Raw genomic sequence first — 20008 nt, 5'->3', positions numbered from 1 at the left:
TCTGCTTAGTACTGTAGATTTTCATATCTGAAGTCTGTTTCTTTTCAACTCAGCGTTGCTGAGTCTTTTCTTGCTGTCTAGTCTAAACTCCAGTTATTTCTTCATATTGCGCTTATAAGAAACATTTCTGTTTTTTATAAGCGCGATATTATGTATGGTTATTTTTTATAAGTAAATTCAACAAAAACTTTCCTACCGCAGATCACCATTTCAGATATGAACCTTCAATGCCTTGTTCGCGTCGAATTTTGCCATCTTTTTCAAACCAGGCAATTACTTGCTGTGCTGTCAAATCTTCAATAGCAACGCCGTACTCTTGGGCGATATGCTTCAAAAGCTTAAGTGATGAAATTGTCAATCTTGTTAAAAACTTTTCTGGGGAAGACAACAAGGCAGCGTCTACTTTTGCTGACTCTTCCAGGGTTAAAAATTGTGTTGATGGTTGCTGTGGTGGTACATCCATAAATGAAATGCTATCTCAAATTTAGTTGATTATTAGGTATTGGGTATGGAGCATTAGTTATTAAAAAAAAGACTAAAGACTAATGACGAATTTTTACCAAATAGCCACAACGGTGTTCGCCATCAATAATCCAGTGGGTGCGTTCTACGGTACAATCAGGTAAGACGGCTGCAAACATTTCTAATTCGTGGCCACAGATACTCGGAAAAGATTCGGCAACGTTAGAAATTGCACAGTTATGCTCCATTAAGATAAAGCGATCGCTCTCAAAGCAGTCATTCACATCAACAGGGTGATACTCCGCCATGAAGCCTTCCGCTTTTCTCAACTCTACTAAGTTGGCTACACGTTCTCGCAGTGAACCGTTACCGACGCGATCGCGGTATTCTTTGGCTTTGCGCTGCCACTGTTTCTCTAAAATCGATTTAAATTGGTCGTGTCCTACCGTTTCGGCTAAGGTGTCTAGCAACGAAACCGCAAAATTTCCGCTTGCATCACCAAAGCGATCGCTCATTGTTCGATGCAAGCGATCGCGTCCTTGACGACTCAATTCATAAAGATGCTGCGGCCGCCCCATCCCCGCCGCCTGTACTGATGTCGAATACAAAACTAGCTCCTCCGTCTCCAAATCTTTTAGATGGCGACGAATAGCTTGGGGGGTAACGTCTAAAACTTCAGCTAGCTCCAAAGCCGTTGCTTTTTCGTGTTTGTGCAGATATTCTAGGATATCTTGCTTGGTTGAGGACTGGTGGGTAGTCGCCATCTTCATGTGTTGCGAGACGTTCAGCGAACGCCCCAAAAATTAATTTCTTGGAAAATTTGACTGTGCCGATTTTGGATTTTGAATTTTGGATTAAAAAAGTTTTCTGGTATATGCCCCGCTACGCTATCGTCAATCTAAAATCCTTGAGCCAAGCACCCTTGTGGTCTGTTTCAATCCCTTCGGGTTCAGCAGTCGCTCATGGGGGAAACCCCCAAGACCGCGCTGCTTCACTAAAATTGCAAATCTAAAATCCAAAATTGTTTGACTTAGACAACATTGTTGTTGTTAATTTAGCGTAAAATGAAGATAGATTAAACAACATAGCTGTTGTTTTACTCTCCACCACTATTCTAGCAGGCGTGTAACCATTCCGTAACGGGAGATGGAAATCGGTTAGCCGCAGCCCGTCTCCCATCCTAAAAGAGTTCAGAACACGAGAGATTATTACTGATGAGTGCCACTGTCAAAACCTTAGTCAACCAACCTTACAAGTACGGCTTTATTACAGATATTGAAGCCGACACTATTCCGCGTGGACTAGACGAGGACGTTGTTCGCTTGATCTCATCTAAGAAGAACGAGCCGCAGTTCATGCTGGACTTCCGCCTCAGAGCTTATCGCCAGTGGCAAAAAATGACGGAACCAACTTGGCCGAATGTCAAGTATCCGCCAATAAATTATCAGGATATCATTTACTATTCAGCGCCAAAACGCAAGAAAGAAAAACTAAACAGTTTGGATGAAGTCGATCCAACCCTTTTAGAAACCTTCGAGAAGTTAGGCATTTCTCTATCTGAACAGAAGCGGCTGGCAAATGTCGCCGTTGATGCAATTTTCGATAGCGTTTCTGTCGCCACTACATTTAAAGAAAAGCTAGCGGAAGATGGCGTTATTTTCTGTTCGTTTTCGGAAGCGTTGCAAGAACACCCAGAACTGATTAAAAAATATTTGGGTAGCGTTGTTCCCATCGCTGACAATTATTTTGCCGCCTTGAACGCCGCTGTATTTAGCGATGGTTCTTTTGTCTATATTCCTAAAGGCGTAAAATGCCCAATGGAACTATCTACCTACTTCCGCATCAACTCTGGTGATACGGGACAATTTGAGCGGACTTTGATTGTCGCTGAAGAAGGTAGTTATGTTTCTTACCTCGAAGGTTGCACCGCACCGATGTATGATAGCAACCAACTACACGCCGCCGTTGTGGAACTTGTGGCTCTCGATAACGCCGAAATTAAATACTCCACTGTGCAAAACTGGTACGCTGGAGATGCTAATGGTAAAGGCGGTATTTACAACTTTGTCACCAAGCGCGGTTTGTGTCAGGGCGTAAATTCCAAGATTTCCTGGACTCAAGTAGAAACAGGTTCGGCAATTACTTGGAAATATCCTAGCTGTGTGTTGGTGGGTGATAACTCTGTGGGTGAGTTTTACTCGGTGGCGCTGACAAATCATCAGCAGCAAGCTGATACGGGTAGTAAGATGATTCACGTAGGTAAGAATACCCGCAGCACAATTATTTCTAAAGGAATCTCCGCAGGTAATTCTAGTAATAGCTATCGGGGTTTAGTGAAAGTTAACCCGACGGCGAAAGGGGCGAGAAATTATTCTCAGTGTGACTCAATGCTGATTGGGGATAATGCCCATGCGAATACTTTCCCTTATATTCAGGTGCAAAATAACGGTGCGAAGGTGGAGCATGAAGCTTCTACTTCTAAGATTGGGGAAGATCAGTTATTTTACTTTGCTCAACGGGGTATTTCTTCGGAAGATGCTATTTCGATGATGATTAGCGGCTTCTGTAAGGATGTTTTCAATCAGCTACCGATGGAGTTTGCTGTGGAAGCTGATAAGTTGTTGAGTTTGAAGTTGGAAGGCAGTGTTGGATAAATGGAAGCAAGGATAAACACAGGGACATCGGCGTTCTGTGTTTATCTTTTTGGAAGAATGACAAACCGCAGAGGCGCAGAGAGCGCAGAGAGAAGGGAGAGAAGATGATTATTGAAAATAGTGAAGTTGTGCTGTCAGTACGGAATCTGACGGCTAATGTTGATGGGACACCGATTCTTAAGGGTGTGAATCTTGAGGTGCGATCGGGTGAAATTCATGCGATCATGGGGCCGAATGGTTCTGGTAAGAGTACTTTTTCTAAGGTGTTGGCTGGGCATCCGGCGTATGAGGTGACTGGTGGTGAGGTGATTTTCCAGGGACAAAATTTGTTGGAGTTGGAACCGGAGGAACGCGCAAGAAGTGGTGTATTTTTGGCGTTTCAGTATCCGTTAGAAATTCCGGGTGTGAGCAATTTGGATTTCTTGCGGGTGGCGTACAATTCTCGTCGGAAGGCGCAAGGTTTAGAAGAAATAGACGCTTTTGATTTTGACGATTTGATTGAGGAAAAGCTGGATGTGGTGAAGATGAATCCCAGTTTTCTCAGTCGGAGTTTGAATGAAGGGTTTTCTGGTGGTGAGAAGAAGCGGAATGAAATTCTGCAAATGGCGCTGCTAGAACCAAAGTTGGGAATTTTGGATGAAACTGATTCGGGTTTGGATATTGACGCACTCAGAATTGTGGCGAATGGGGTAAATCAACTGGCAACTCCAGAAAATTCTACAATTTTGATTACTCACTATCAACGATTACTCGATTATATTGTGCCTGATTTTGTGCATGTGATGGCACAAGGGCAGATTATTACGAGTGGTGGTAAGGAACTGGCGCTGGAATTAGAGTCTCGCGGTTATGATTGGGTGCTGGAAGAATTTGCTGCTGCTGAGGTGGGTGTGTAATGAATATTCAAGTATCTCCTAGTGCAATACCTAATTCAAATGCAGTCAGTTTGACATCGATGTTAGATAGAGATGATTATCTGACTGGGTTGTTAAATCAGGTAACGGCAAATAAAACAGAAGGTTGGTTGCAGGAATTACGCCAAAGTGCTGCTAATTGGGTACGCCACTCGATTATCCCGACTACCCGCGAGGAAGAATGGCGATTTACTGATTTGTCGTCTCTGCGAAAGGTGCAATTTAATGTAGAGACGGGAAATTTTGCGTCTCTAGAATTTGATATTTTGCCAGAAGCGGCTAATAGTCGTTTGGTATTTGTTAATGGCGTTTTTGCGCCGGAGTTATCCGCAGTTTCAGATTTGCCATCTGGAATTGTGGTGAGTAATTTGGCTGGTTTGTCTACGGTTGAGCAGGAGGGTGTACGGCAGTATTTAGCTCAAGCTGAGGGAGCGCAGGAGGTTTTTACGGCTCTCAATACGGCTGGGATAACTGATGCTGCTGTGGTGTGGGTGAAGAAGAATGTGGTAGTTGAAACGCCAATTCATTTGGTGTTTATTTCGGTTGCGGGTGAGACGGCGACGATTTCGCAGCCGCGTTGTTTGGTGGTGGCGGAAAGTGGTTCGCAGGTGACGTTGGTTGAAGAGTATGCGAACCGCAGAGGCGCAGAGAGCGCGGAGGACGGAGTTTATTTAACTAATGCGGTTACGGAAGTTTGGGTTGGTGACAATGCTGAGGTGAGCCACACTAGGATTGAGTGGGAAGGTGCAGAGGCTTTTCATATTGGGAAAACTGCGATCGCACAAGCTCGTGATAGCCGATATACTTGTCATGCCATAACTTTAGGTGCGAAGTTGTCACGGCACAATTTGGAGATTTTGCAAACTGGTGAGCAGACACAAACTACTCTCAACGGTTTGACGATAATTTCTGGTAAGCAGTTGTCTGATACTCACAGTGCGATCGCACTTAACTATCCTCACGGTACAAGTGACCAATTGCATAAATGTATTGTAGGCGATCGCGCTCATGCGGTGTTCAATGGTAAAGTTTTTGTACCCAAACTAGCGCAGTTAACAAATGCATCCCAGTTGAATCGCAATTTGCTGCTATCGTCTAAAGCCAGAGTTGATACCAAACCCCAATTGGAAATTACTGCCGATAATGTCAAATGCGCTCACGGTGCTACTGTTAGCCAATTAGAAGATGACGAAATATTCTATCTGCAAAGTCGCGGAATTGATGAAAACGATGCTCGGAAGTTATTAATTAACGCCTTCGCTGCTGAAGTCATCAACCAAATACCAATTGCTTCTCTGCGAGAAATCCTTTTAAACACAGTGAATAATCTCAAGTCCCTGACTAATGAGTAATAACTAATCTACCAATGACTTTCACTCCTACCAAAACCCTTGCTGATAAAGTTCGCGCTGACTTCCCGATATTGCATCAGGAAGTCAATGAGAAGCCCTTGGTTTATCTCGATAATGCTGCGACATCGCAAAAGCCTTTGTTCGTCTTAAATACCTTGCGGGATTATTACGAGCAATACAATGCTAACGTGCATCGCGGTGCCCATTCCCTAAGTGCTAAAGCTACTGATGCTTATGAAGGTGCTAGAGATAAAATTGCCAAATTCATCAATGCTGCATCGCGTCAGGAAATTGTCTACACCCGCAACGCAAGTGAGGCGATTAACCTAGTAGCTTATAGCTGGGGAATGAATAATTTGCAGCCTGGGGATGAAATTATTCTGTCGGTGATGGAACACCACAGTAATATTGTGCCTTGGCAATTGGTGGCACAAAAAACGGGTGCAGTACTTAAATTCGTAGAATTAACACCAGAAGAAACTTTTGATTTGGAACAGTTTAAAAAGCTGATTTCCGAAAAAACAAAGTTAGTTTCGGTGGTGCATATTTCTAATGCTTTAGGTTGTATTAACCCGGTGGAAGAAATTGGTGCGATCGCACACAAATACGGTGCTAAATTTTTAGTTGATGCTTGCCAAAGTGTTCCTCATTACCCTGTCGATGTGCAAAAAATAGATTGTGATTGGTTGGTAGCATCCGGTCACAAAATGTGCGCTCCAACTGGGATAGGATTTCTGTATGGCAAGTTAGAATTGTTAGAATCAATGCCCCCATTTTTTGGTGGTGGTGAGATGATTGCAGAGGTGTATTTAGACCATTCTACTTATGCAGAATTACCGCATAAATTTGAAGCTGGTACACCTGCAATTGGAGAAGCGATCGCACTTGGTGCTGCGATAGATTATCTTAGCAGTATCGGCATGGATAAAATCCACGCCTATGAAGCAGAATTAACAGCTTATTTGTTCCAACAATTAGAGCAAATTCCCCAAATTAGAATTTACGGCCCCAAACCAAATGCAAAAGGTGAAGGTAGAGCCGCTCTTGCGTCATTTACCGCCGGAGAAGTTCACGCTAACGACTTATCTACATTATTAGATCAAGAAGGTGTTGCTATCCGTTCTGGACACCACTGCACACAACCATTACACCGTTACTTAGGTCTTGCTGCAACCGCACGAGCAAGTCTATCTTTCTACAACACCCGCGAGGAAATTGATATTTTCATCAAAGCACTCAAAGAAACTCTCGACTTTTTTGCAGGTTTCCTTGCTTAAAGTTACAAAATATTCAGACAGTAATTGTGCCAAATATCAGCAACATATCTTGCTAATAGTTGGCACAATTTAATTATCTGGATTTTTTACAGGAGCAACAAAAGTGTCATACAGTGACTTTACTTTAGATAGAGTTAGAAAAACCTTTGGCCTAACTATTTCTGATAAAGTTGATATATTTGCATCTTTACATGAAGTAGAGTGTCCACCATTACTTGCAGAAGTCTTGCGAGAAAATGTACCATTGGCTCTTGCTAGTAATACTGAAAAATCCCGTTCAGAGATGATTATTGCGCCTATTTTAATTGCTGTAAGGAAATATTTAAATAATCAAATAAGTTTATTTTCTGGTATAGATTTTACAGTTGATTCAGCACAAGGTTTAAATGGAAATTGCGATTTTATTATTAGCCGTTCACCAGAGTTACTAGTTCTAAATGCACCAGTTATCACAATTGTAGAAGCTAAGAAAGAAAATATCAATGCAGGCTTAGGTCAGTGTGTAGCAGAAATGTTAGCAGCTAAATTGTTTAATGAATGTGAGGGTAATAACATTCAGACAATTTATGGAATCGTCACCACTGGAACTAACTGGAAGTTTTTGAAACTCATTGGGCAAGTGATTGAAATTGACTTGAGCGAATATTATATTAATGACATAGGTAAAATTATCGGGATTTTGTCTAACATCCTGACAGAATAAGTATTGTAATATGCTTGTCAAGTCAATGCCTGCTGAACAAAGAACAGTGCTACAGAACATTAGCTGGGAAACCTTTGAAGCCTTGCTGAGAGATACAGGTGAAGATAGAGGTTCTCGGTTTGCTTATGATTGCGGTGTTTTAGAAATTATGACACCACTTTTTGAATATGAAAACCCCAAAATTCAATTTGACCGCTTTATTCTAGTTTTAGCTGAAGAATTAGGAATTGAAATTAGAAGTGCTGGTTCTACAACATTGAAGCGGAAAATATCAAAGCGGGGAATAGAACCAGATACTTGCTACTATATCCAGAATGAAGTAGCTATTAGGGGTAAGCAAACTTTAGATTTAGAAAATGATCCGCCGCCTGACTTAGCAATTGAGATTGATATTACCAGTAGTTCAGTTAACAAATTGGGTATTTATTCAGCGTTGGGTGTAACTGAACTTTGGAGATATGATGGGCAAAATTTAAAATTTTATCAGTTGATAGAGGGGCAATATGTCGAGTGTAAGTTTAGTATTGCCTTTCCTATAGTATCAGTGAGTGAGATAAGCAAATTTATTGAGCAGAGTAAAAGTATGGGGGAAATTGCTTTGCTTAAATCATTTCGCGCTTGGTTGAGAGAAAAGTTAGGGTAAATTATGCCTTCTTTATAAATATAATTACTAGCTACTTTTTTATAAAAAATATTTAGGGTTAGATTGAGTTTTTAATTGTATTTAGGTTCTCAGATAATCTATTAATAGCACCGCTTTCCAACGCCGATGTCCACTGATAGCTGTTTAGCATTAATCAGACGTAACCCTTCAGCTTATCCAGTGGTGTATCGACAAACGCGGCGATTATTAATACGTAGGTTTCCCTATGGTGTTATTTATGTTGTAGAAGAAGATGTCATCACTGTCATTGCTTGTTACCACGTCAAACGTAATCCTAAACAATGGCAGAGCAGGAATATTTGAACGCTTTTATGTTCTCGCCTACAATCACCTGAAGCATCTATAATTCCTGTTCTCAAATAAGCCATTAATAATAGTGTAATCAAAGCGATCGCACCACACAAAATCAACTCAAAGCATCTGGATCTATCCCCAACTTTCGTAATTCTTGTGCTAGCCTTTGAGCGCGTTGTTCAGCAGTGGTACAACACATAACTTAAACGCAAGTTCTCATCAAAAACTCGCTCGACTCCTAAACTTAAAAATCCATCAGGCACAATCGGCGGTAATTCGGGATCGTAATATATCCCCATATCAACCCCAAAAAACCAATCCATCCGGCTAGTCCATAGCCAAGCTAAGATGGCTTCTAGCAAGCCAGGAATCAAATGTTGTAGTTGATTATCCACAGGTTCATCGTCAGAATCGGGCAGATCCTCGGCGGAGGGTAAGCAGTGCAATGGGTTGTAATTTAGCATGGTGGGTGTGATGTCTACGACAGGCTACGCCTACGCACATTCATAGCAAACTTATAATATTGATGATATCTATCCACCTCTGACTTTTTATTGCGATAATTCCCAAGGGGGACGCGCTCCCCACTGGACAGTTAAAGGGGGATAGATGACACTCAAGCGGTTGGTTTTAATTTTTGTGCTGACGCCGATAGCAGTTCTATTGGCAGTTTCGTCTTTATTCGGTAGTTGGCAAGAACCTCAGTTTCAAAGTCGCCTAGAACTGTACCAAACCAATATTGCTTTACAAGCCCAAGCTTGGCAATCAGAAGATAGCAGCGATAACAATCTCCAGGCAATTCGAGAAGCAATACTTGGCGAACAACCCCTGGAAAGTGCTACGAAGCAGTATGAAGAGGCGCGTCAATCAGTTCAAGCTAATTTAGACAAAGTTAACAATAAACTTGCACAATTACGCTCTCAATCTGAAATCACTCCCATACCTCCTAAACCTTTACCGGATGTTCCTCCGACTGCTAAAACTTCTAAACAGGGACAGCAACAGTTACAGCAGTCTTTCAAGCAATTACAAAAATTACTGGCTGAATTAGACTTGCGCCTAGGAATTTTACAAGCACAGCAAGGACAGACGGATACAGCTCTTCAAACTTGGAGCGAATTACAACAACGTTCAGATATCAATCCAGAATTTGGACAAACTGCTGCTGTATTGAGTGGACTGTGGAGCAATCCTCCCCGTCTCCTCCAAAATCCTCAAGAATCGATTCAAAAGAATTTAGAAGGTTGGTTTCGCTTTACTGCTTTGGTTAAGCTATACCAACTCCAGCAACGACAAGACGCTTTATCAGCAGTTAAAGCTGCACAACAAGAAACTGCTGCTCAAGCAGCGATCAAATTAGCAGTTATTGGCACTATTCCGACCTTGGCAGCTTTAATTGGTCTAATACTGCTGATTTTATTATTTGCTCAACGCTTGGTGAAAGGAAAAGCCTCGTTACTAGCTCAAAATGCTGATGTTCCTTGGTCAACGCCTTGGGATGGTGAAACGATTTTGCAGGTTTTTGTCGTAGGCTTTTTCTTCATGGGGCAAATTTTTGTGCCTTTAGTGCTATCGTTGCTCCCTATCCCTCGTCCCGTCGCTGATGTGCGACTTCAAGCTTTTTATGTTTTGGTTAGTTACTTACTGGTAGCATCAGGTGCGCTGGTAGTGCTGTATTTTTCTCTTAAGCGCTTTTTTCCACTACCAGAATTTTGGTTTCGCTTCCGTTTTCAAAGTAACTGGTTTTTGTGGGGACTAGGAGGCTATTGCGCGGCTTTACCTATAGTTGTGGTGGTATCTTTGATTAATCAACAGCTATGGCAAGGGCAAGGTGGTAGTAATCCCCTGTTGCAATTAGCGCTGGAAAGCCAAGATGGTGTAGCACTTGGCATATTTTTCTCCACAGCTGCGATCGCAGCTCCATTTTTTGAAGAAATTCTGTTTCGCGGCTTTTTGTTACCCTCTCTAACTCGCTACTTACCCGTGTGGGGAGCGATTCTGATCAGTAGTTTGTTGTTTGCGATCGCTCACCTCAGCTTGTCGGAAATTCTTCCCCTGACCGCATTAGGGATTGTGTTGGGGGTAGTTTATACGCGATCGCGCAACCTCCTCGCTCCCATGCTCCTCCACAGCCTTTGGAATAGCGGTACATTGTTAAGTTTGTTTGTCTTAGGTAGTAATTGATGCTATAACGGTACTGTTGCTCAAAACAGAAATATCTGCTTTTATCTCCATAAGTAAGAACAAATTACTAGTCATAATTTGGTTGTAAGCATAAATACTAGCTGAAAACCCAATTAAGATAATCGCAAAAGCAAATCAAAGAATGCTGTTAATATAGGCAACAAACTATCTAGTTAAGCATTTATTCTCATTCGGGTGATTTTAGCCATTTTCGAGATGTTAATTGTCTTCCCGAACCATTTTCAGCTGTAATAAATTGCCTCGCAATTCCGTTTTGCGCTGATGGAAGTGGGAATTGGCAACTAAAAAGGGGTTAGAAAGATATAGAAGATGCCTGTTGCGCTTCTAGATTCCCACTAACCACACAGATAGTCTTGTCATTGGTGCGATGGCGTTTCACGCCGAAGCGATGTCTACGACGGGCTACGCCTACGCAAAAAACATCCGGAAATAATACTGATGGACTTGTAAAAAGTGGTGTATATAGCAGCTTTTGCTGATTATTGAGGTTAATTCTTCTCAAGATAAGTGTCTTATCTAAAAATCTGCAAAACTGCCGCACCAGGGTTTGCGATCGTTAAATGCATCAAAGGTGATTAAGCGTCAGATTTTCAGGCTATACCGCAAGGTATTTTAGCGTCCCTCTGGAATAGAAGCACGCTGATTTTGATTATTCGTCTTAGAGCTTACTCATACTGAAAAAATTAAAATTCTATTTGTTAAGCAAATACATTTACTTGCTTTCATGACAATAAAGACTTTATTTTATACCTCACTTATCAAGGAGCAGCACTCATATGGCAAATCTCAACCCTACTCACCCTACCAAACAACTTCTAGCTGGTTACTGTGGCATTATCCTTGGAGGATTTGGAGTTCATAAGTTTATTCTCGGATACGCTCCGGAAGGCTTTATCATGTTGGTGGTTTCTGTAGTCGGGGGTTCATTCACCTACGGCATTTCCTTAATAATTATGCAACTTGTAGGTTTAATTGAAGGCATGATCTACTTGAATAAGTCCCCTGAAGAATTTGTAAATACCTATTTTGTGAATAAGCAGGGTTGGTTTTAGAAACTTATCTTTCACACTTGGGTTCGTATGTGAAGTTATATCTCTTGAGTGTATCTTTGAAACAAATTTTTCGATGCTTACATTTACCAGAGAAGGCATTTCTGACTGAGAGCAGTTCGAGCTTAGGGAAAGAGGTATAGGACTCCTGTCTGATTTTTGAATAGATAAAACTGGCTTTTTAGTCTCAGGATGTTTTCAAAAAGAAAATTTGGAGTCCTATATCCTAATACGCTTGGGTTAAGCATATTTATCTGTTAAGGCAGGCTGGCGTTGCAGGGGGAGAGAAAAAAGCTTAACTGAACTGTATTGTCCTATATCCTCTAAATTGGTTAAATTTGACAATTTGTTGCTGTCAGAGATATGCAGATGCTAAGTAAGAATAATTACACTAGAATTGAGCATGTCATTTTTAGTTGAGGAGTCTGCTTCACAGTGTCTAATACCAACCCCAGTGATGCTAGCAGCAAAAAAGTTGCAGCTGGCATCTGCGCTATCTTGTTAGGAGCCTTAGGTATTCACAAGTTTATTCTTGGTTACAAAACCGAAGGTCTGATCATGCTGCTTGTTACCATACTCACATTTGGTTTTGGTGGGGCAATAATGGGGATTATCGGTTTGGTTGAGGGTATCTTGTACTTAACCAAAACTGATGGAGAATTCGTCAATACTTACATTGTCGGGAAGAAAGGCTGGTTTTGATTGCCTCTGAAGTTTTGCCGTTTTAGTTTAATGTGCATTGGTGTTTGAATTATTTTCTTATCCTTTGACATACCAAGGGAAATTGGTTCGCTGGGGTTTACTAGGATTCTCCTGTACACCCCTACTTAGGACTTATTTTTATCACCAAGGTCATAGAGTAAGATTCTTAGTTTGCCCAATACGGCATTTGACTGGAATTCCATGTCCAACTTGTGGGATGGCTTGCTCTTTTATGGCTATTGCCAAGGAGATTTGGTTCAAGCAGTGGCAGAAAATTTATTCGGCTCAGTTTTGTTTGCTAGTTTTGTGATTATGGCAGTTCATATTACTTTGAAACTACTCGCAAAACGTCGAATTACAGCATTTTATTCTCATCCAGTTAAACAAAGAAAATTACAGATTATAGGGCTATTTGCAGTTTTAAACTACTAGCTTGTCCGCTTGTATCATATATCACGAACGCAAGGAATGTATCTTTCTTTTATTAACTCCCTTGGGGAAACTTCTTTTTTGAAGAACTATTAATTGAATTTATTGTGTATTCTGTCCAGATTTATCGGTATAACTAGATATTTTTGCTAACAAATCCTGAATCCTACTGCTATGCTAACCCTCAAACGTAAACAGCTAATCTGGATACTCTTCTTGTTGTTGGGCTTTGGCTATTTCAGCGCCATGTCTAATTTGGAAATTGACAATTTTTGGAAAAGCCTGATTGTCCTTATGCCAATGCAGGCTGGAGCGATCGTTTATGTGACTTATTTACGCTGGAGCCGTGATTGACCCTCAGCCAGATACGATAAATTAAGAAATTTAATAGGGTTGACATACAGTCGTAGTTCCATATTTCGCCTACGCTCAAATTAGAGACGCTTTTAGTCAGGCGTTGAATTTCTGTAGCGAATCTAAACACTTGCCATGCAACTTGTCCCGAAAACTAAGCTAGCCCCAGAACTTGACCCAATCCTAGAGAAAATTATTCTCGATGTTGGGGGTATGAAGTGTGCGGGGTGTGTGAATGCAGTAGAGCGACAGCTAACCCAACATCCAGGAGTCAAGAGTGCCTGTGTGAACCTGGCCACTGAGGTAGCAGTTGTAGAGTCAGAAACTGGTGCGGTAGATGCAGATGCACTAGCACAGAGATTAACAGCCGTTGGATTCCCGACTCAACCCCGAAAACTTAACGGCACAGTAGCAGGCGAGATATCTACCTTACCAGACCCAGCAGAACGACAACGCAAAGAAATGCGCTCTTCTGTTAGGCAGTTGGCGATCGCTGCAATCTTACTGTTATTGTCGGGAAGTGGACATTTTGGTAATCTTGGCAGCTCAGTGCTACCAGGGCTGAATAACATCTGGTTTCACTGTGGACTGGCGACAGTGGCACTATTAATTCCCGGTCGCCCGATTTTAGTGGATGGCTGGCTGGGCTGGCGGCGAAATGCGCCTAACATGAACACCCTGGTGGGATTGGGAACGCTGACAGCCTACATTGCTAGTTTAGTAGCGCTGCTGTTTCCCCAAATGGGTTGGGAGTGCTTCTTTGACGAACCAGTAATGATGCTGGGCTTTATTCTCTTAGGAAGGACATTAGAGCAACAAGCTAGAGGTCGTGCCGCTGCCGCATTTAGGAAATTGCTAGCACTCCAACCACAAGTAGCGCGATTGATTGCCAACCCAGAGAAAGGCGGAGTGGGATCTTCTAGTGTAGAAATTCCTGCGGAACAGGTGCGTGTTGGTGAATGGTTACAAGTGCTGCCAGGTGATAAAATCCCCGTTGATGGTGAATTGGTGGTTGGTCAAACAACGGTCGATGAATCCATGCTGACTGGGGAAGCCGTGCCAGTAATTAAGCAACCGGGAGATTTGGTGACAGGAGGGACACTAAACCAGTCAGGAGCGATCGCTATTCAGGCAACTCGTACTGGAAGTGATACAACTCTAGCTCAAATCGTTGCTTTAGTAGAAGCCGCCCAAACTCGGAAAGCACCAGTACAGAAATTAGCAGATACAGTCGCCGGTTACTTTACCTATGGGGTGCTGACAGCATCTGTATTAACATTTGTCTTTTGGTACTTTTTCGGCACTCACATCTGGAATGATGTCAGCATGTCTGGTGGCATGGAAATGATGAGCCACGCTACACATCAAGCTCCCCATTCTTCTTTATTAATTAGTTTAAAACTAGCGATCGCAGTTATGGTAGTCGCCTGTCCCTGCGCTTTGGGACTTGCCACACCAACAGCCATTCTTGTCGGGACTGCTATGGGCGCAGAACGGGGTCTGTTAATCAAAGGCGGCGATGTTTTGGAAAGAGTACACCAGTTAAACACCGTAGTTTTTGATAAAACTGGCACTCTGACCACGGGTAATCCCATCGTTACAGATTGTCTGTTAATTGAGGGATTGAAGACGGGGAAAGAGGCACATGAGAAGAATAACAATGCCCAATCCCTAATCCAACTAGCAGCAGCCGTAGAAAGCGGTACTCACCACCCCTTAGCAAAAGCGATTCAGCAAGAAGCACGGCGGCAACAGTTATCTATTCCAGAGGCTGTGGACTTTCACACGGAACCAGGGCTAGGAGTGTCTGCTGTGGTAGAGGGCACAGCTGTCCTATTGGGTAACTGGGACTGGTTGAGTTGGCACGGCATTGCGATTAACGAAACTGCACAACAAGTAGCACAGGATTTGGCAACAGATGGTAAAACTGTCGTTTGCGTAGCAGTTGGCGGAAGTTTAGCCGGGCTAATAGCTGTTTCTGATACCCTGAGACCAGATGCCCAATCCACCGTAGACAAGTTACGTCAGATGGGTTTACGGGTAATGCTGCTCAGTGGCGATCGCCAAGAAGCAGCTAGCGCCATAGCCAAACAACTAGGATTGGACAGCGCTGATGTAATAGCGGGTGTTCCTCCAGCGAAAAAAGCGGCCGCAATACAGTCTCTCCAGTTAGAAGGGACAAAGAAAACTCCCCACTCCGTAGTCGCAATGGTAGGAGATGGAATCAATGATGCTCCAGCTTTATCCCAAGCAGATGTAGGAATTGCTTTACACTCCGGGACAGATGTGGCGATGGAAACTGCTGAAATTGTCCTAATGCGCGATCGCTTAAACGATGTCGTCGAATCTATTCAACTTAGTCGCGCCACTTTCAACAAAATCCGCCAAAATTTATTCTGGGCTTTTGCATATAATACAGTTGGCATTCCCTTAGCAGCCGGTGTTTTATTCCCTAGTCTGGGTTTTGTTCTTAACCCATCTGGTGCTGCTGCATTAATGGCTTTTAGCTCTGTTAGCGTCGTCACAAACTCAATATTATTACGGCGATTAGCTCATCACCCCTAAAATACTCTTTTGCCCGTAAAATTTCCAAGCACAAATCTTAGTTATTCCCATCTCAAGGTTTTACCAGTCCACATAGTCTCTTGAGACACTTACCAAAGCTATCATAGCTACTGGAGTAGAACGACCAAGTTCTACTCTTTCAAGGTATTATGCAATTTTAAAGCTTATTTAGATCGGCACCACAAACTTATGGTGCATGAAAATGGCAAGATCCGATACTAAACAAATCTTGATTAATCACAGTTCCACCAATTTGTCAATGGCAGCAGAAACCAATGAAAACCATCTACTGATTATTGAAGACGATCAAGGTCGCAAAGAATTTTCTCTGGAGCACCCCGTCTACTCTATTGGTAGAGATCGCGAGTGTAATATCCGTTTGATGTCGCAGTTTGTCTCCCGCCGCCATGCCACATTAGTGAGATTGCCACGAGAGCATAATAGTCATAGCTACTATTACCGGATTGTAGATGGCGATGCCAAAGGAAAGCCTAGTTCCAACGGTTTGATGATTAATGGACGTAAGCTACCAGCTCACGATCTAAAAAATGAAGACGAGATCGTTTTTGGCCCTCAAGTCCGTGCCATTTATTACCTTTTAAGAAACACTCAGCGTTTGGGACAAACGGATTCGAGTGAGTACGACATTACACTAATAAACCCCGGTATGGCCGAGGATTTAGAAGATATAGGAGACTGAATTATAACTATCGATCGCAGTCTGACACTCCCACAACTTCAAGCCGTGGGAGTGTCAATTCAAATCACCAAAACTATCCTGCAAGACTTTCAATCAAATGCCAATGACGGCTACTTTCAATAGCCTGCTTGATGAATTCAAACATTTGTCGGCAGTAATTATCTAGTTGGAGCGGTAGTTCTTCATTTTTAATCACAATACTCATCCGGGTTTCTGTTTCAGTAGATTTTGATTTATCAATCAGTATTTCTACTGCGATCAATTTAGGAAAAGGAACATTCCCGGGAACCTCACGAGCGATAATGTAATCGCCTGTGTGGTATTGAATATCCAACTGACAGTCCTGTAGAAGTTCTACAAGTAACGGCAACAGATGGTCACTAGGAACAGAAACAATAAATGAACAGGTATAGCGAGCCATAATAGCCCCACGCCTTGCAACACTCCGTCCATCCTATAATACCGAAGCATATAAACGGAAAGTCATTAGAAAAGCAAAGTTTTTAAGTTTTGAGATCGGGCATTACCAGATATACAGTCACACATGTTCTATCCACAAGGAAAGTGCCATGAAGAGGCAGGAGGCAGGAGCCAGGAGGCAGAAGGCAGAAACTCTTTATATCTAATGCGCGATCGCTGATTTTGTAGCTCCTCTCTCTTGCCCTCTGCCTTCTTTAGTAAGCTGAAAGTTCGATCAAAAACTTTACAATAAAGGTTTGGCTGAGGTAGAAAATGAAAGTCACAATTACTGGAGCAACAGGATTTGTTGGTAGTCGTTTGGTACAACGACTCCACGGGGAAGGTCATAAAATAGTAGTATTAACTCGGAACACTGCCTTTGCTCAAAAGGTTTTTCCATCTGAGGCTTTCCCCAATGTAGAAATTGTTGCCTATACACCAAATGCATCTGGTTCTTGGCAAAGTGTCATTGCTAGTTGTGATGGCGTAGTTAATTTGGCAGGAGAACCTATTGGTGAAGGACGCTGGACGGCAGAACGCAAACAAGAAATCCTCAATAGCCGAAAGTTAGGTACGCAAAAAATAGTTGAAGCAATAGTCAACGCTAATCCCAAAACGGCAGTCGCTACAACGGGGGGAACCCCCGCAACGCGCTGCCTCCCAACTGTCTTAATTAACGCTTCGGCTATTGGCTACTACGGCACCAGTGAGACGGCAATTTTTGATGAAACAAATCTATCTGGTAACGATTTTCTCGCCCAAGTCTGCCAAGCCTGGGAAGCAGAAGCGGGAAAAGTAAAAGATATTGGTGTACGGTTGGTAATTCTGCGTCTTGGGATTGTTCTGGGCAATGGTGGTGCTTTAGGTAAAATGATTCCGCCTTTTAAACTCTTCGCAGGTGGCCCTATTGGCAGTGGCCGCCAGTGGTTCTCTTGGATTCATGTAGACGATTTAGTTAACCTAATTCTGCAAGCTTTAACTAAACCGGAAATAGAAGGTATATACAATGCCACTGCCCCTAACCCAGTCCGGATGGCAGATTTAAGCCAAACTTTAGGACAAGTGATGAATCGCCCTTCTTGGCTACCTGTTCCTGCTTTTGCGATAGAAGCTCTTTTAGGAGACGGGGCTATAGTAGTTTTAGAAGGTCAGCAAGTCATCCCAAAACGTACCGTGGAAACAGGCTTTAAGTACAAATATCCTAATTTACAATCAGCATTAAGACAAATTCTTGCATAGAGTCAAAGGGACTGGGTACTGGGGATTGGGCACAAGAGGCAGAGGTACAGAGGAAAGGAATTTTACCCCTGCTCACCTGCTTCTTTTCCAGTCCCCAGTCCCTTAACTATTGGCTAGATAGAAACTTTTTGGAAACCCAACTGATAATACCGCTGAGAATAGCACCGCCCATGAGGATGCCAATTGCTGGGTTAAACAAGGGTTGCCACAGTTTATGCCACAAATCTAAACCCAGGTTTACTCCCGCTGCATCACCGATCGCAGCGATCGCTAACCAGCCAAAGCCAAAAAAAACCAAAAAAACATCTGCGACTAAAACCATGTTTAGCCAATTTAACAATTTATCTTTCATGATTGGAGTGGGAAATGGGGGATTGGACATTGGGCATTGGCCACTTGTACTAAGTAAGCGACTTGCCTTGAGTCAAGTCGAAAGCAGTAGTTGGCGCAGCCCGTCTAAGAGTTGTATTGGCCATTGGGAGAGAGGAAGGAGGAGTTCTTCAATTTTTAATTTTTAATTTTTAATTTTTAATTTTTAATTGATTTCTCCCCACTCCCCATCCTCTACTCTTCAAACAGCCAATTTTTGACTTTTATCAAACTCTGCCAATCTGGTTTTCTATTTAAACCGTCTTCAATACTGCCTTTTATTTCATCACTCCATTCCTGGTTGACAAAAATTAGCTGTTGTGCTATGTCAATGTGTTCCCGTAAACCTTTTTGACCTGTTTCCAGCATTGCTAAGGCGAGATTTACTCTCGCCTGCGGGTCTTGTGGGTTTAACTTGACTGCCTTCTGTGCAGCTTTGTAAGCCAAGTTGGGTTTGTTATCGAGTAGATACAACCACGCTAAACAAATCCAAGCAGCACTAGTTTTCGGAGCGCGATCGCACACTTCTTTAAACACAGGGATTAAAGAATCTACTGTATCTCCTGCCTTATAGCGTTCTAAACCTGTATCAAACAGGGATTCAACTGTATTAGTCATTAGTCATTAGTCATTGGTCATTGGTGAGCCAGTGCGGTCTTCTCCCAAGGGGAGACGCCAAGGGCGATAGCGCAGCGTAAAGCCTTCGGCATGGCTTCGCTTAGAGCGAGTTATCGAGCGTCTGGGGGTTTCTCCCATGAGCAACTGGTGCTAGCGTAGCGGTAGCGCAGCGTAAAGCCTTCTCTACCAGAGGCAACGCCTTCGGCATGGGAGACGCTGCGCGTAGCTTGCTTAAGAGCAGGGGTACGCTTAGAGCGAGTCATCGAGCGTCGGTACGAGCGTCACCCGAAGGGTGATTAGTCATTTGTCTTTTGTCCAATGACAAAGAACAAATGACAAATGACAATATTACACCCCAAATGACTTGCCGCAACCACAAGTTTGGTTGGCATTGGGATTAGTGAATTGAAAGCCACCGCCAATCATGGCATCGTTGTAATCGAGCATTAAACCGTAGAGATATAACAGACTCTTGCGATCGCTGACAATTTTGAAGCCATCGTAGTCAAAAACTTCATCCTGCGGAGCGATCTTGCTGGTGTCTTCAAAGTCCATCATGTAAGACATCCCCGAACAGCCACCCTGACGGACTCCTACCCGTAAGCACAAGTCTGTGCCTTGCTTGTCCCGGAGGGATTTTACCTGGTGCAATGCGGCTTCGCTCAACAAAATTCCGCGTTGCTGAGGCTGAATTGCTTGTGTCATCTGCTTTTTCAACTCCTTTATTAGTTTAAGCGTTACCCTATATCGGCTTGTTAATGCCTCTGAGTTGCCTTTGGTGTTTTTGTATTCATTCTAGCGGCTTAGATGTCGTTAGATGCCAAATTGTAAACACTCCGTCAAAAGCAGCCAAACATTTTTATTCTAGAATTGAGAGACTCAGTGTGTTTATAGATTCGGTATTTTTGAAATTCAAGCCTGGCGGCAGTCTGAGAAGCAACTATCTTTCAGGTGCAGCCATAAAAATTTAATCTGAGGCTAGCTATCCCCCAAAGTTTA

The 20008-nt window shown here is 42.8% G+C and carries 24 protein-coding genes and 1 pseudogene; 16 read left to right on the top strand and 9 right to left on the bottom strand.

Going from position 1 to position 20008, the window contains the following annotated elements:
* Positions 1–202 precede the first annotated feature (202 nt).
* Together V7L01_RS30520 and sufR are read right to left on the bottom strand one after the other, a co-directional pair.
* Positions 203–463 carry a hypothetical protein gene (locus V7L01_RS30520; RefSeq protein WP_229470514.1) on the bottom strand — a complete coding sequence of 87 codons (261 nt, stop codon included), beginning with the start codon at positions 461–463 and terminating at the stop codon, positions 203–205.
* A gap of 79 nt (positions 464–542) precedes the next feature.
* The gene (gene sufR, locus V7L01_RS30515; protein WP_335041570.1) at positions 543–1226 is read right to left on the bottom strand and encodes an iron-sulfur cluster biosynthesis transcriptional regulator SufR; all 684 of its coding nucleotides are present in this window, start codon (positions 1224–1226) and stop codon (positions 543–545) included.
* Positions 1227–1676: 450 nt separating this feature from the next.
* On the opposite strand from sufR, the gene sufB reads away from it, so the two are divergent.
* The 7 genes from sufB (at position 1677) to V7L01_RS30480 (ending at position 8329) form a co-directional block, all read left to right on the top strand.
* Positions 1677–3116, top strand: a complete 1440-nt coding sequence (sufB, locus tag V7L01_RS30510) for a Fe-S cluster assembly protein SufB (RefSeq protein WP_099103157.1) — start codon at positions 1677–1679, stop codon at positions 3114–3116.
* Positions 3117–3220: 104 nt separating this feature from the next.
* The gene (gene sufC / locus V7L01_RS30505; RefSeq protein WP_094351745.1) at positions 3221–4012 is read left to right on the top strand and encodes a Fe-S cluster assembly ATPase SufC; all 792 of its coding nucleotides are present in this window, start codon (positions 3221–3223) and stop codon (positions 4010–4012) included.
* Positions 4012–5382 (top strand): Fe-S cluster assembly protein SufD, encoded by a 1371-nt coding sequence (gene sufD / locus V7L01_RS30500; protein WP_335041568.1) that lies wholly within the window; start codon positions 4012–4014, stop codon positions 5380–5382. Before sufC ends, sufD begins: the two co-directional genes overlap by 1 nt.
* Positions 5383–5396: 14 nt before the next feature.
* Entirely contained in the window at positions 5397–6659 is a 1263-nt protein-coding gene (locus tag V7L01_RS30495; RefSeq protein ID WP_335041567.1) for a cysteine desulfurase, read from the top strand.
* A gap of 103 nt (positions 6660–6762) precedes the next feature.
* A complete protein-coding gene (locus V7L01_RS30490; protein WP_335041565.1) occupies positions 6763–7362 on the top strand; it encodes a hypothetical protein in 600 nt (199 codons plus the stop codon).
* A 10-nt stretch (positions 7363–7372) separates the two neighbouring features.
* Positions 7373–8005, top strand: a complete 633-nt coding sequence (locus V7L01_RS30485; RefSeq protein ID WP_335041562.1) for a Uma2 family endonuclease — start codon at positions 7373–7375, stop codon at positions 8003–8005.
* 126 nt (positions 8006–8131) lie between these two features.
* Positions 8132–8329, top strand: coding sequence for a type II toxin-antitoxin system RelE/ParE family toxin (locus tag V7L01_RS30480; RefSeq protein ID WP_335041560.1), 198 nt, complete (start codon positions 8132–8134; stop codon positions 8327–8329).
* A gap of 179 nt (positions 8330–8508) precedes the next feature.
* On the opposite strand, the pseudogene V7L01_RS30475 reads toward V7L01_RS30480, so the two are convergent.
* Positions 8509–8784, bottom strand: a pseudogene (locus V7L01_RS30475) (hypothetical protein); the annotation flags it as partial.
* A gap of 145 nt (positions 8785–8929) precedes the next feature.
* On the opposite strand from V7L01_RS30475, the gene V7L01_RS30470 reads away from it, so the two are divergent.
* Positions 8930–10504, top strand: coding sequence for a CPBP family intramembrane glutamic endopeptidase (locus V7L01_RS30470; RefSeq protein ID WP_335041558.1), 1575 nt, complete (start codon positions 8930–8932; stop codon positions 10502–10504).
* Between the two features lie 313 nt (positions 10505–10817).
* Here the strand turns inward: V7L01_RS30470 and V7L01_RS30465 are convergent, their stop codons facing one another.
* Positions 10818–11027 carry a hypothetical protein gene (locus V7L01_RS30465; RefSeq protein WP_335041556.1) on the bottom strand — a complete coding sequence of 70 codons (210 nt, stop codon included), beginning with the start codon at positions 11025–11027 and terminating at the stop codon, positions 10818–10820.
* Between the two features lie 274 nt (positions 11028–11301).
* Between V7L01_RS30465 and V7L01_RS30460 the strand changes: the two genes are divergently transcribed.
* From V7L01_RS30460 to V7L01_RS30435, 7 genes are all read left to right on the top strand, one after another.
* Positions 11302–11577 (top strand): TM2 domain-containing protein, encoded by a 276-nt coding sequence (locus V7L01_RS30460; protein WP_335041554.1) that lies wholly within the window; start codon positions 11302–11304, stop codon positions 11575–11577.
* Positions 11578–12009: 432 nt separating this feature from the next.
* Positions 12010–12276, top strand: a complete 267-nt coding sequence (locus tag V7L01_RS30455) for a TM2 domain-containing protein (protein ID WP_335041552.1) — start codon at positions 12010–12012, stop codon at positions 12274–12276.
* A gap of 40 nt (positions 12277–12316) precedes the next feature.
* Positions 12317–12586 (top strand): DUF2752 domain-containing protein, encoded by a 270-nt coding sequence (locus V7L01_RS35525; RefSeq protein WP_442937042.1) that lies wholly within the window; start codon positions 12317–12319, stop codon positions 12584–12586.
* Positions 12478–12708 carry a hypothetical protein gene (locus V7L01_RS30450; RefSeq protein ID WP_335041550.1) on the top strand — a complete coding sequence of 77 codons (231 nt, stop codon included), beginning with the start codon at positions 12478–12480 and terminating at the stop codon, positions 12706–12708. The genes V7L01_RS35525 and V7L01_RS30450 overlap by 109 nt, the downstream gene beginning before the upstream one ends.
* A gap of 171 nt (positions 12709–12879) precedes the next feature.
* Positions 12880–13059: a hypothetical protein gene (locus V7L01_RS30445; RefSeq protein WP_335041548.1), complete on the top strand. Its 180-nt coding sequence runs from the start codon at positions 12880–12882 to the stop codon at positions 13057–13059.
* Between the two features lie 135 nt (positions 13060–13194).
* Entirely contained in the window at positions 13195–15624 is a 2430-nt protein-coding gene (locus V7L01_RS30440; protein ID WP_335041546.1) for a heavy metal translocating P-type ATPase, read from the top strand.
* Positions 15625–15826: 202 nt separating this feature from the next.
* Positions 15827–16324 (top strand): FHA domain-containing protein, encoded by a 498-nt coding sequence (locus tag V7L01_RS30435; protein ID WP_335041544.1) that lies wholly within the window; start codon positions 15827–15829, stop codon positions 16322–16324.
* Positions 16325–16397: 73 nt separating this feature from the next.
* On the opposite strand, the gene V7L01_RS30430 is transcribed toward V7L01_RS30435, so the two are convergent.
* Positions 16398–16745, bottom strand: a complete 348-nt coding sequence (locus tag V7L01_RS30430; protein ID WP_335041542.1) for a hypothetical protein — start codon at positions 16743–16745, stop codon at positions 16398–16400.
* Between the two features lie 311 nt (positions 16746–17056).
* Between V7L01_RS30430 and thyD the strand changes: the two genes are divergently transcribed.
* Positions 17057–18022 carry a thylakoid membrane protein ThyD gene (thyD, locus tag V7L01_RS30425; RefSeq protein WP_335041540.1) on the top strand — a complete coding sequence of 322 codons (966 nt, stop codon included), beginning with the start codon at positions 17057–17059 and terminating at the stop codon, positions 18020–18022.
* Between the two features lie 106 nt (positions 18023–18128).
* Here the strand turns inward: thyD and V7L01_RS30420 are convergent, their stop codons facing one another.
* From V7L01_RS30420 to V7L01_RS30405, 4 genes are all read right to left on the bottom strand, one after another.
* A complete protein-coding gene (locus tag V7L01_RS30420; RefSeq protein ID WP_335041584.1) occupies positions 18129–18374 on the bottom strand; it encodes a hypothetical protein in 246 nt (81 codons plus the stop codon).
* 212 nt (positions 18375–18586) lie between these two features.
* Positions 18587–19009, bottom strand: a complete 423-nt coding sequence (locus V7L01_RS30415; RefSeq protein ID WP_335041538.1) for a tetratricopeptide repeat protein — start codon at positions 19007–19009, stop codon at positions 18587–18589.
* Positions 19010–19119: 110 nt separating this feature from the next.
* Complete coding sequence (locus V7L01_RS30410) at positions 19120–19272, bottom strand: hypothetical protein (RefSeq protein WP_335041536.1); 153 nt, start codon at positions 19270–19272, stop codon at positions 19120–19122.
* Between the two features lie 85 nt (positions 19273–19357).
* Positions 19358–19714 (bottom strand): iron-sulfur cluster assembly accessory protein, encoded by a 357-nt coding sequence (locus V7L01_RS30405; protein WP_335041534.1) that lies wholly within the window; start codon positions 19712–19714, stop codon positions 19358–19360.
* Positions 19715–20008 lie beyond the last annotated feature (294 nt).

It is taken from the genome of Nostoc sp. (genome assembly GCF_036917095.1).
In the GTDB taxonomy this organism is placed as follows: domain Bacteria; phylum Cyanobacteriota; class Cyanobacteriia; order Cyanobacteriales; family Nostocaceae; genus Nostoc.
Note: the sequence above shows the minus strand (reverse complement) of the source record. Positions and strands in the feature narration are given on the sequence as shown.